The sequence below is a fragment of the Pseudomonas sp. UBA4617 genome, assembly GCF_002386445.1.
Classification (GTDB): Bacteria; Pseudomonadota; Gammaproteobacteria; order Pseudomonadales; family Pseudomonadaceae; genus Aquipseudomonas.
The window spans coordinates 109,795-121,646 of sequence record NZ_DGIR01000034.1; the positions used below are offsets into that span (position 1 = coordinate 109,795).

The 11,852-nt window shown below is 64.0% G+C and carries 9 protein-coding genes; 5 read left to right on the forward strand and 4 right to left on the reverse strand.

Features of this window, described 5'->3' with window-relative positions:
- Positions 1-107: 107 nt before the first annotated feature.
- Complete coding sequence (gene ptrR, locus B4L76_RS14845; protein WP_296233592.1) at positions 108-974, reverse strand: putrescine utilization regulator PtrR; 867 nt, start codon at positions 972-974, stop codon at positions 108-110.
- A gap of 107 nt (positions 975-1,081) precedes the next feature.
- On the opposite strand from ptrR, the gene B4L76_RS14850 reads away from it, so the two are divergent.
- Positions 1,082-2,467, forward strand: coding sequence for an aldehyde dehydrogenase family protein (locus B4L76_RS14850; protein ID WP_296233507.1), 1,386 nt, complete (start codon positions 1,082-1,084; stop codon positions 2,465-2,467).
- Between the two features lie 35 nt (positions 2,468-2,502).
- Here the strand turns inward: B4L76_RS14850 and B4L76_RS14855 are convergent, their stop codons facing one another.
- Entirely contained in the window at positions 2,503-4,413 is a 1,911-nt protein-coding gene (locus B4L76_RS14855; RefSeq protein ID WP_296233508.1) for an AAA family ATPase, read from the reverse strand.
- Positions 4,414-4,472: 59 nt separating this feature from the next.
- The gene (locus B4L76_RS14860; RefSeq protein WP_296233509.1) at positions 4,473-5,408 is read right to left on the reverse strand and encodes a helix-turn-helix domain-containing protein; all 936 of its coding nucleotides are present in this window, start codon (positions 5,406-5,408) and stop codon (positions 4,473-4,475) included.
- 182 nt (positions 5,409-5,590) lie between these two features.
- Here B4L76_RS14860 and B4L76_RS14865 point away from each other — a divergent pair, with 182 nt between their 5' ends.
- From B4L76_RS14865 to B4L76_RS14880, 4 genes are all read left to right on the forward strand, one after another.
- Positions 5,591-6,949, forward strand: a complete 1,359-nt coding sequence (locus B4L76_RS14865) for a glutamine synthetase family protein (protein WP_296233510.1) — start codon at positions 5,591-5,593, stop codon at positions 6,947-6,949.
- 71 nt (positions 6,950-7,020) lie between these two features.
- Positions 7,021-8,109: a polyamine ABC transporter substrate-binding protein gene (locus B4L76_RS14870; protein WP_296233511.1), complete on the forward strand. Its 1,089-nt coding sequence runs from the start codon at positions 7,021-7,023 to the stop codon at positions 8,107-8,109.
- A 13-nt stretch (positions 8,110-8,122) separates the two neighbouring features.
- The gene (locus B4L76_RS14875) at positions 8,123-9,418 is read left to right on the forward strand and encodes an NAD(P)/FAD-dependent oxidoreductase (protein WP_296233512.1); all 1,296 of its coding nucleotides are present in this window, start codon (positions 8,123-8,125) and stop codon (positions 9,416-9,418) included.
- A gap of 110 nt (positions 9,419-9,528) precedes the next feature.
- Positions 9,529-10,209 (forward strand): DUF3313 domain-containing protein, encoded by a 681-nt coding sequence (locus tag B4L76_RS14880; protein ID WP_296233513.1) that lies wholly within the window; start codon positions 9,529-9,531, stop codon positions 10,207-10,209.
- Positions 10,210-10,337: 128 nt separating this feature from the next.
- On the opposite strand, the gene B4L76_RS14885 is transcribed toward B4L76_RS14880, so the two are convergent.
- Positions 10,338-11,714 carry an L-serine ammonia-lyase gene (locus B4L76_RS14885; RefSeq protein WP_296233514.1) on the reverse strand — a complete coding sequence of 459 codons (1,377 nt, stop codon included), beginning with the start codon at positions 11,712-11,714 and terminating at the stop codon, positions 10,338-10,340.
- Positions 11,715-11,852 lie beyond the last annotated feature (138 nt).

Here is an 11,852-nt window from a genome sequence, read left to right on the forward strand (position 1 = left end):
GGATGGCTTACCTATTATCTGATCGTGCTGAGCAAACAGTGTTCGTGCAGATGCGTGGTCGCCTGGATGAAATTCGCTTTGATGGGCAACTGTGCGCTGCCTGGCCATCAGCTTGTGCGGCGTTCTTCAAGTAGCTTCACGAACATGCTCAAACTGCGCGACACCGTACCCCGTCGCCACACCAGCCAGGTTTTCAGGTAGCGGAAGTCCTCTGACATCGGCCAGGCGCTGACTGTGCTGCAACCGGGCATGTTGTCGAGCATGCTGCGTGGCATCATGGCAAGGCCGGCGCCGGCGCTGACGCAGGCCAGCATGCCGTGGTACGACTCCATTTCGTGGATCTTGCCTGGTACCGCCTGGTCCTGGACAAACCAGTTCTCGAAGTGGTGGCGGTAGGAACAGTTGGCGCGGAAAGCATAGATGTTCTCGCCATTGACCTCCCGGGCGCGGGTTACCGGGGCATGGTTGAGTGGTGCAATGACCATCATTTCTTCCTCGAATACCGGCATGCCCTCCAGCGTCGGGTGCAGCACCGGCCCGTCGACGAATGCCGCCACCAGGCGCCCGGACAACACGCCCTCGAGCATGGTCCCCGATGGCCCGGTAGACAGATCCAGGTCGACCTTGGGGTAGCGCTGGTTGTATGCCGCCAGCAAGGCCGGGATGCGCACTGCCGCCGTGCTTTCCAGCGACCCCAGGGCGAAGGTGCCTTGCGGGTCCTCGCCGGCCACAGTCAGGCGCGCCTCGTGAACCAGGTCGAGGATACGCCGGGTGTATTCGAGGAAGTTCCAGCCTGCCGGTGACAGGCGCAGGCGGCTCTTTTCACGAATGAACAATGCCACGCCAAGGTCTTCCTCCAGCTGCTTGATGCGTGTAGTCAGGTTCGACGGCACCCGATGGATGTGCTGCGCGGCGGCGCTGATACTGCCCTGCTCTGCTACCGCCTTGAAGATCTCCAGTTGCACCAGGTCCACAGTCATTCTCCAAACGTGAATGTTTCGCTCATTATTATTCAGTTTTCATTAAAGCCCTAGCCCACTAGTCTGGCGTCTCGGATCAACGACTACGAGAGTGTCCCGCCATGAGCGCGATCAGCAGCCTGAGCCACGCCATCTCCCTCGACCCGTACAGCGGCGAGCAGATCAGCGCCTACCCGTTCGACACCGACGCCGCACTGGAAGCGGCGCTGCAACGTGCCAAGGTTGGCTTCCGCCAGTGGCGCCAGGTGTCGCTGGGTCAGCGCAGCGAATACTTGCTGGCGCTGGCCAGCACGCTCGAAACCAAGGCCGAAACCTTCGCGCAGATGATCAGCCGCGAAATTGGCAAGCCGATCGCCCAGGCCCGTGGCGAGGTCAGCAAATGCGTCGGCCTGTGCCGCTGGTACGCCGAGCACGGCCCGGCGATGCTCGCTGCCGAGCCGACCCAGGTGGAAAAGGCCCGCATCGAATACCGCCCGCTGGGCCCGATCCTGGCAGTGATGCCGTGGAACTTCCCGGTATGGCAGGTACTGCGCGGCGCCGTGCCGGCGATCCTGGCCGGCAACACCTACGTGCTCAAGCACGCCCCGAACGTGATGGGCAGCGCTTACCTGCTGGGCGAACTGTTCAAGGATGCCGGCCTGCCAGAAGGCGTGTTCGAGGTGCTGAACGTCACCCCGGACGGGGTCACCCGTGCCATCAACGATCCGCGCATCGCCGCCGTGACCCTCACTGGCAGCGTACGGGCCGGCATGGCCATTGGTGCGCAGGCTGGCGCGGCGCTGAAAAAGTGCGTGCTGGAACTGGGCGGCTCCGACCCGTTCATCGTGTTGGCCGACGCCGACCTGGATGCCGCCGTGAAGGCGGCGGTAATCGGCCGCTACCAGAACACCGGCCAGGTCTGCGCAGCGGCCAAGCGCCTGATCGTCGAAGCCAGCGTCGTGGAAGAATTCACCCGCCGGTTCGTCGACGCCACGCGTGAGCTGAAGGTGGGCAACCCGCTGGAAGACGATACCTACATCGGCCCGATGGCCCGTTATGACCTGCGTGAGGAGCTGGATGGCCAGGTCCAGGCAAGCATCGTCGAAGGCGCTACCCTGCTGCTGGGCGGACACAAGGTCGACGGCGTGGCCAACTTCTACGCACCGACCGTGCTGGCCAACGTCACCCCGGACATGACGGCGTTCCGCCAGGAGCTGTTCGGGCCGGTGGCGGCGATAATCAGTGCCCGTGATGCGGATCATGCGGTTGAGCTGGCCAACGACAGCGACTTCGGCCTGGCCTCGACCATCTACACCGCCGACTATGCGTTGGCCGAGCGCATGACTGCAGCCCTGGATACCGGTGGCGTGTTCATCAACGGCTACTGCGCCTCCGACCCCCGCGTGGCGTTCGGCGGGGTGAAGAAGAGCGGCTTCGGGCGCGAGCTGTCGCACTTTGGCGTGCGCGAGTTCACCAATGCGCAGACGGTTTGGCTGGATCGCAACTGAATTGATGCCGCGGGGCCGCAAAGCGGCCCCAACACTCAATCCCGAACCTGGTCCTTGACCCAGTCCAGCATTCCGCCCGGCACGATCAGTTCATGCCGCGCCCGCGAACAGGCGGTGTACAACCCGGCCAGCATCCGCGCGCGCTCGTTGCGGTTCCCGGCCACCTGCGGCGCCACCATCAGTTCCGGCGACACCATGACCCGGGCAAACTCCATGTTCTTCACATCCCGTACCCGCCCCAGGAACAGCTTGGGCGCCTTGTCCCAGCGGTAACGGCTCTTGGCCCGGGCAAAGTGCTCGGGTGTATAGCCCTTGCGCAGCATATTGGCCACGGCAACGAATGCCTTGTCATCGCCTTTGTCCTGTTCCAGCGCCTGCCAACTGGCATAACGGAACAGCATCGGGTGACGTGGCCGGGTGCCATGACGATACAGCTCGATGCAGTCCTCGACGAACAGCTCGAAGTCCTTGCGTGCGCTTTTCAGCAGCACGAATGGCACGCTCAGGTGCGTCAGGCGCTGGAACCAGCCGAACAGGCCCCACTCGTCGTCGACGATCAGTGCGGTGGGCTGTTCGGGAACGCTGACCGTGTCGAAGAAGCTGACTCGGGTGTAATGCTCGGCACTGCCGCTGAAGGCGCCCTGGATTGCCGCCGGATGTGCCTGGATCAGCGGGTTGAGCACCTTGTCCATGGCCGGCCCAGCGCGCAGTGAGCGGTCGATGCAGCGTTGGCGAATGAAGCTTCCATGGTGCGGGCTGAGGCCGTTGAGGTTCTGCAACTCGTCACCCAGGGCAATGATCGACTGCGGGCTGCGGTCGAGCAAGGCGAGCATCGGCGCCGACAGTTCGTGGGCCTCGTCGACGATGACATGGGTGTAGCGGCTGTCGATCACCTCAGCGGTCAGTGACAACAGTTTGACCCGGTGATAGTCGCGTACCGGCAACTGGATTTCCCGGGCTGACGGGCGAATCAGCTCTTGCCAGTACAACCGTGCCTTTTCCAGCAGCACTTCTTGATCCAGCGGCGTGGTCCCCGGCCCGGCCCACGGCAGATGGTGCAGCTGCAATTGGCTATCGGCGCTATGGCAGAAGGTCCGCACGGCGCGAATGCACAACGTTACCACCTGCCGGGCAGCAAGCGGGCCGATGTCGGGAATGCCCAGCCAGCGGACCACCTGCGCATCCTGCGGGCGCCACGACAGCTTGGTGCGGTAGGGATCGCGCAGGCGCCAACCGTTGCTGGTGAGGTCGCGGTTGAGCAGTTCGTCGGCCAGTTGGCCGAAGGTCAGCGCCGTATAGGCCGCGGCGTCCTTGACCCGCGCCTGCAAGGCGCGCAACTGGCCTTCGGTCAACGCCAGCAACAGCGTTCGCTGGGGATCGAGCAGGCGGGCGAACTGATGAATCAGGAAGGTCTTGCCAGTACCGGCGAACCCCTGCACGGCCACCGATTCGTCGATACCACTGAGAAACTCGCGCAACAGCCGGTGCTGCTGGTCGCTGAGCATCAGGTCGCTGGCCAGCGACGGCAGGTGCACCGGGTACAGCGGTGTTGCGCGCTGGCGGTAGCTGTCGGCGAACTGGAAGTTCCACTGGCCTTCGGCGTCCAGCAGTTCGTCGGCCTGGTACGCCACTTCGCTGGACAACAGGGCGATACCGTTGTCGCCGAGCATGCCCAGGCCCATCGCGAAGGCTTCACGGTCGAAGTGCTGCCCCACCTGGCCCTGGAAACGCCCGGGTGCGGCGCTCTCGACCTCATTGGCGATGCGCACGATTTCAGCGAAACGGCGCTCCTGCGCGTCAGCCGAGGCCACGGCGGGCTGGCGCGGCAGGTTTTGCACGAACAGCACTGTAGCGGCTTCCAGCAGGCTGGCGGTACTGAAGAACTCGGTAGCGGGCTCGCTGGCGAGGCGGTCGGCCTGGTCGCTGGGCAAAGGCAGGTAGAACATCGGCACCTCGGGTGGAAACAGGCCGGCACGATAGCAATTTTTGCGCGGCAATGCAGGGCTCAGTGCTGCCTGGGCTTGCAGCCGCTTTCCGGTACCCAGCCCCTGCCCCGCTTCAATGTCTCACTGGGAAATTCCTTGAACAACTGCCGGTAACTCTCTGAAAACCTTCCCAAATGCCAGAATGACCAACGCATCGCCACCTCGGCCACGGTCGCGCCCCCGTTGCGCAACAGGTCGCGCCGCGCACCGTTGAGCCGACGCAGGCGCAACCAGTGCGCCGGTGACATTCCGGTAAACGCCTTGAACGCCTGCTGCAACTGGCGCAGGGAAACCCCGGCAACCGCCGCCAGTTCCACCAGGTTAAGGGTTTCTTCCGGGCAATCGGCCGCCCACTCGCTGACCCGCCGCATGATCGCCCGTTCCTCGTCACGCCGCCCCAGGGCCAAGCCCTGCAGGCGTTGGCAAGCGTTGTCGAGGATGAACAGGCAGTCATCCAGCAGCTGTTCCGCCAGTGCCTGCCCCTGCAACGGGCAGTCGGCCTCGCCCAGGCGGGTCAGCGTGGCGCTCAGCCAACTGCCGAACAGCGCATTCTGGCCGCTGCCCAGGGGCACCATGAACAAACCTTCGAGGCGCTGTGGGTCCAGGCCATGGCTGGCCAGGAATGCCTGGTCGAACACCACCGCCACTTCTTCGTAGTTCTCCGGTGTGATCCAGATGTTGCGGCTCTGTTCGTTCAACAGGTACAGGCTGTTCTCGCTGCGGTCGAAGCAGAACGCCAGCGAACCGCTCGGTGCCCGGAAAAACTGCTCTACCCGGGTGTTCAGGCGTTCCTCGTATACCTCAACGCCCTCCAGCCCCAGGCAACGCAACTCACCGCTGAAATGCCCGGGCGACATCTGCCGGTATTGCTGCTGCCACGCCGGGGTGACACGCACCTGTTCGATGACATCGGTGGTGTGGAAGGCCTGGACTTGCAGGGCATTGGCGGTTGTCACGCGCGGTCCTAGTTGCACTCTTCTGGTGCATTCATTTCCGGAGAAAGTGGATAGATCGGCCACAGGGGCTGCGACCAAGATAGTCTCCAGCGCGTCAACTGGGAAGCGCAACGCCTTCGAAACCCGGTAACGGGGTTCGTCGGACACCCGCTCCCCCACTGAAACCCAACCAAGAGGTCTGTATGAACGCCCCCTTCGATCAGCTGTCCAGCTGGCTGAAAGAACACCGGATCACCGAAGTCGAATGCGTGATCAGCGACCTGACCGGCATCGCCCGCGGCAAGATCGCGCCCACCGCCAAGTTTCTTCACGAGCGTGGCATGCGCCTGCCCGAGAGCGTGCTGCTGCAGACAGTCACTGGCGACTACGTTGACGATGACATTTACTACAACCTGCTGGATGCCGCCGACATCGACATGGTCTGCCGCCCCGACCCGACTGCGGTTTACCAGATCCCGTGGGCGATCGAGCCGACCGCGATCGTCATCCACGACACCTTCGACAAGCGGGGCAACCCCATCGAACTGTCGCCACGCAACGTGCTGAAGAAGGTGCTCAAGCTCTATGCCGACCAGGGCTGGCAGCCGATCGTGGCGCCCGAGATGGAGTTCTACCTGACCCAGCGCTGCGAAGACCCGGACCTGCCGCTGCAGGTGCCACTGGGGCGTTCCGGCCGTGCCGAAAGCGGCCGCCAGTCGTTCTCGATCGATGCCGCCAACGAATTCGACCCGCTGTTCGAAGATGTCTATGACTGGTGCGAGATCCAGGGCCTGGACCTGGATACGCTGATCCACGAAGACGGCCCCGCGCAGATGGAGATCAACTTCCGTCACGGCGACGCGCTGGACCTGGCCGACCAGATCACGGTGTTCAAGCGCACCATGCGCGAGGCGGCGCTCAAGCACAATGTGGCGGCCACCTTCATGGCCAAGCCGATCACCGACGAGCCGGGCAGCGCCATGCACCTGCACCAGAGCGTGGTCGACATCGCCAGCGGCAAGCCGATCTTCGCCAATGAAGACGGCAGCATGAGCCAGCTGTTCCTGTACCACATCGGCGGCCTGCAGAAGTACATCCCCAAGCTGTTGCCCATGTTCGCACCCAACGTCAACTCGTTCCGCCGCTTCCTGCCGGACACCTCGGCCCCGGTGAACGTCGAATGGGGTGAGGAAAACCGCACCGCCGGCCTGCGCGTGCCCACCTCCAGCCCCGAGTCGATGCGCGTGGAAAACCGCCTGCCCGGTGCTGACGCCAACCCGTACCTGGCCATCGCCGCCAGCCTGCTGTGCGGCTACCTGGGCATGGTCGAGCGCATCGAGCCCAGCGCCCCGGTGCAGGGCCGCGCCTACGAACGACGCAACCTGCGCCTGCCGATCACCATCGAAGACGCCCTGCAGCACATGGAAGACTGCGAGACCGTACAGCAGTACCTGGGCAAGCAGTTCGTCCAGGGCTACGTGGCGGTCAAGCGTGCCGAACACGAGAACTACAAGCGGGTGATCAGCTCGTGGGAGCGTGAGTTCCTGATGCTCAGCGTCTGAACCGGCCCCTCGCCGCTGCTACCCGGCAACACCCCACCGAACTCGAAAAACAAGACCAACGAGGTGTCCCCATGCGTCATCTTCACACCCTGATACCCGCCGCGTTCACCCTGCTGTTCGCCAGCACCGGCCACGCCACCCCCTCGGTCAGCGTGTACAACTGGACCGACTACATCGGCGACACCACCTTGGCCGACTTCCAGGCCAGCAGCGGTATCAAGGTGGTCTATGACGTGTTCGATTCCAACGAAACCCTGGAAGGCAAGCTGCTGGCCGGGCGCACGGGTTATGACGTGGTGGTTCCGTCCAACCACTTCCTCGCGCGCCAGGCCCAGGCCGGTGCCTTCATGCCGCTGGACCGCAGCAAGCTGCCCAACTGGCAGCACCTGGACCCCAAGCTGCTCAAACAGCTTGAACAGAACGACCCCGGCAACCGCTATGCCGTGCCCTACCTTTGGGGCACCAACGGCATCGGCTATAACGTCGACAAGGTCAAGGCGGCCCTCGGCGTCGATCATATCGACTCATGGGCAGTGCTGTTCGAGCCCGAGAACCTGAAAAAGCTCAAGCAGTGCGGCGTTGCATTCATGGACTCGCCCGACGAACTGTTCCCGGCCGTGCTCAACTACCTGGGCCTGAACCCGCGCAGCGAGAAGCCGGCCGACTACGCCAAGGCCGAAGCCCGACTGCTCGAACTGCGCCCCTACATCACCTACTTCCATTCCTCCAAGTACGTTGCCGACCTGGCCAATGGCGATGTCTGCGTGGCCTTCGGCTATTCCGGCGACGTGTTCCAGGCCGCCAACCGCGCCGTGGAGGCGAACAACGGGGTGAAGGTCGCCTACAGCATTCCCAAGGAAGGCAGCAACCTGTGGTTCGACCTGCTGGCCATCCCCAAGGATGCCAACAACCCTGAACAGGCCCTGGCGTTCATCAACTACCTGCTCGATCCCAAGGTGATCGCCAAGGTCAGTACCACGGTCGGCTATGCCAATGCCAACCCAGATGCCCAGGCCTACATGGATGCATCGCTGGTCGACAACCCCGAGGTCTACCCACCCCAGGAGGTGCTGGACAAGCTGTATATCTCCAGCACTCCGAGCCCGAAGATCATGCGCGTCATGACCCGCTCCTGGAGCAAGATCAAGTCCAACCGCTGAGCCGAGAACAGCCATGTCCTTCACGACCCAACACGCCGCCTCGTACTACGCCGCCACGGCACGCGATGCGGCGCCCTACCCCAGCCTGGACGGCGAACAGACGGCCGACGTATGCGTGGTTGGTGGCGGGCTGACCGGCGTCAACACGGCGCTGGAGCTGGCCGAGCGCGGCCTGTCGGTGGTACTGCTGGAAGCCCGGCGCATCGGCTGGGGTGCCAGCGGACGCAACGGCGGCCAGCTGATCCGTGGCATCGGCCATGACGTCAACGGTTTCGCCCGGCATGTCGGCCAGGACGGCGTGCGTTATCTGAAGCAGGCCGGCATCGATTCGGTAGCGCTGGTGGCCAGCCGCATCGCCCGGTACGGCATTGCCTGCGACCTGCGCTGGGGCTTTTGCGAACTGGCCAATACACCCGCCCAGTTCGCCGCGTTCCAGGATGAACTGGACGATCTGGCCGACCTCGGTTATCGCCCTGAAACCCGCCTGGTCGGTGCCGACCAGCTGCACGAGATCGTCGCCAGCGACCAGTACGCTGGCGGCCTGGTCGACATGGGCTCGGGCCACCTGCACCCGCTTGATCTGGTCCAGGGTGAAGCACGTGCCGCCCACGGCCTGGGCGTGCGCATCTTCGAGCACAGCCCGGTGCTGCGCATCGAGCATGGCCACCAGGTGGTGCTGCACACCGCCCATGGCAAGGTGCGCGCAGCCAACCTGGTGCTCGGTTGCAACGCCCACCTCGATGAACTGGAACCGCGCCTGAGCGGCAAGGTGCTGCCGGCCGGCAGTTACGTGGTGGCTACCGAGCCACTGCCTGAAACGCTGGCCACCCGGCTGATCCCGCAGAACATGGCGCTGTGCGACCAGAAGGTCGGCCTGGACTATTACCGCCTCACGGCAGACCGCCGGCTGCTGTTCGGCGGCGCCTGTCATTATTCCGGCCGCGACCCCAAAGACATCGCTGCCTACATGCGGCCCAAGGTCCTGAAGGTATTCCCGCAACTGGCCGAGGTGCGGATTGATTACCAATGGGGCGGCATGATCGGCATCACCGCCAACCGCTTTCCCCAGGTCGGCCGCCTCAGCCAGCAACGCAACGTGTATTACGCCCAGGGCTATTCAGGGCACGGCCTGAATGTCACGCACTGGAGCGCCAGGCTGCTCGCCGAAAGCATTGCGCTCGGCCACAGCCGCGGGCTGGACGTGTTCAGTGCGGTGCCGCACCTGACCTTCCCCGGCGGCAAGGCACTGCGCTCGCCGCTGCTGGCGCTGGGCATGTTGTGGTACCGCTTGCGCGAGGCACTGGGCTGAACAGCCGCGACAGATGGGCGATTTTCATGGCGATTGAACCCAGGCACTGGCCATCTGTCGTGCACCTGCTAGCGTTGTTCTGGCCGACCCACCATGGATGCATTTTCATCATGAAATCATTGCCCCGCATTACCCTGTTGTGCGCCGCAGTGCTCGCCGTTGCTGCCTGTTCCAGCAACCGCGTGGACCCCAAGGACTACTCCGGCTTCCTCAAGGACTACAGCCGCCTGGCAGAAACCAGGAGCCCCTCGGGCGCTCCGGTGATGCGCTGGATCGACCCCAAGGCCAACGTCAACCAGTACAGCCAGGTATTCATCGAGCCTAGCCAGTTCTACCCCCGGCCACAGCCGACGGAAGTCATCTCGGCGCAGACGCTGCAGGAAATCACCCGCTACTTCAATGAGGCCCTGCGCCGTGAGATGGGCAGCGTCGTGCCCCTGGCCAAGGGCCCCGGGCCCGGGGTGCTCGTGGTGCGTCCTGCGATCACGGCGGTGTCCACCCGCAACGAAGGCCTCAAGCCTTACGAGATCATTCCCATCGCGTTGATCTCGGCCGGCGTGAACACGGCCATGGGCGGTCGCGACCAGGATGTGGATGTTGGTGTGGAGGCTGCGTTCCTGGATGGTGCCAGCCAGAAGGTGCTGGCCCAGGTAGTGCGCAAGGGTGCAGGGCAGGAACTGGAGAACAAAACCACCAAGCTGACCCTGAACGACGTCAAGCCGGTGCTGGATGGCTGGGCCAGGGACATGCGCGCGAGCTTCCTCGAAGCGAAACAGAAAGCCCGCCAGTAACCGCCCGTACACAGGCCTTTTCGCGAAAAGGCCGCAAAGCGGCCCCGGTATTTCAGCGCAGAGAAAGGACACGGGGGCTGCTTTGCAGCCCTTTCGCGGCACAAGGCCGCGCTAACCGGTCTGGTTACTCAACACTCCACGAACGCAACAGCCAAACCGCCGCGCGAGGTTTCCTTGTAGTTGGCATGCATGTCCGCCCCGGTATCACGCATGGTGCGGATCACCCGGTCCAGCGAGATGAAATGCTCGCCATCCCCGCGCAAGGCCATCTGCACGGCGTTGATCGCCTTCACCGCCGCGATCGCGTTGCGCTCGATGCAGGGCACCTGCACCAGGCCGCCGACCGGGTCGCAGGTCAGGCCCAGGTTATGTTCCAGGGCAATCTCGGCGGCGTTTTCCAGTTGCGGCGGTGTCGCGCCAAGCACCTGCGCCAGGCCGGCAGCGGCCATCGAACAGGCCGAGCCCACCTCGCCCTGGCAGCCGACTTCCGCCCCGGAGATCGACGCGTTCTTCTTGCACAGGATACCGACCGACGCTGCGCCCAGAAGGAAGTCCACCACATCCGCATCGCAGGCGCCGGGGTTGAACTTCATGTAGTAGTGCAACACCGCAGGGATGATCCCGGCGGCGCCATTGGTTGGCGCGGTGACCATGCGCCCGCCTGCGGCGTTCTCTTCGTTCACCGCCAGGGCGAACAGGTTGACCCACTCCATGGCACTGAGGGTGGAACCGATCACGTTGGGCTTGCCCAGCTCCTGCAGGCTGCGATGCAAGCGCGCTGCACGCCGCTTGACATGCAGGCCGCCAGGCAGGATGCCTTCGTTGCGCAGGCCGTTGTCGACGCATTCACGCATGGCCGCCCAGATCCGCAGCAGGCCCTCGCGCACTTCGGCCTCCGGGCGCCAGGCACACTCGTTGGCCATTATCAATTGCGCCACGCTCAAACCATGAGCCTTGCACAAGGCCAGCAACTGCGCAGCGCTGTCGAATTCGTACGGTAGCTGCACCGCGTTCGCTTCGCCGGGTGGCGCATCGATCTCGGCCTGCTCGACGATGAAACCACCGCCCACCGAATAGTAGGTCTGGCGCAACAGGCTGGCCTGTCCGTCCAGGGCCTCCAGGCTCATGGCGTTCGGGTGGTAGGGCAGGTTTTCGTCGAGCAGCAGCAGATCGCGGCTGTACTCGAACGCCAGCGGGTGGCTGCCATCGAGCATCAGGCAATGCTCCTGCATGACCTGGCCAATGCGCGCCTCGATGGTGGCCGGGTCGATACGGTCCGGCCACTGCCCCATCAGGCCGAGCAGGCAGGCGCGGTCGGTGGCGTGGCCAACGCCGGTGGCCGACAGCGAACCATACAGCCGCACCTCGACACGGCTTACCCGGCCCAGCAGACCTTGCTCACGCAGGGCCTGGGCAAAGGTCGCCGCTGCCCGCATGGGGCCGACGGTGTGGGAGCTGGACGGCCCGATGCCGATTTTGAAAAGGTCGAAAACACTGATAGCCATGCTAATGCCTGACCGTGAGCGAGTATGAACCCGCAGCACGGTTCTCTGAAAAAATTGAGCGGTATTGCGATTTTGCGCGATACTGCCGCGCTGGCTCACGGATGACCAACGAAACTTTCTAAGCAAGGCTTTAGTGGT

Coding starts and splice junctions, on each gene's coding strand:
- B4L76_RS14875 (WP_296233512.1), top strand. CDS start 8,123: ATGTCCTTCACGACCCAACACGCCGCCTCGTACTACGCCGCCACGGCA.
- B4L76_RS14870 (WP_296233511.1), top strand. CDS start 7,021: ATGCGTCATCTTCACACCCTGATACCCGCCGCGTTCACCCTGCTGTTC.
- B4L76_RS14850 (WP_296233507.1), top strand. CDS start 1,082: ATGAGCGCGATCAGCAGCCTGAGCCACGCCATCTCCCTCGACCCGTAC.
- B4L76_RS14880 (WP_296233513.1), top strand. CDS start 9,529: ATGAAATCATTGCCCCGCATTACCCTGTTGTGCGCCGCAGTGCTCGCC.
- B4L76_RS14855 (WP_296233508.1), bottom strand. CDS start 4,413: ATGTTCTACCTGCCTTTGCCCAGCGACCAGGCCGACCGCCTCGCCAGC.
- B4L76_RS14865 (WP_296233510.1), top strand. CDS start 5,591: ATGAACGCCCCCTTCGATCAGCTGTCCAGCTGGCTGAAAGAACACCGG.
- B4L76_RS14885 (WP_296233514.1), bottom strand. CDS start 11,714: ATGGCTATCAGTGTTTTCGACCTTTTCAAAATCGGCATCGGGCCGTCC.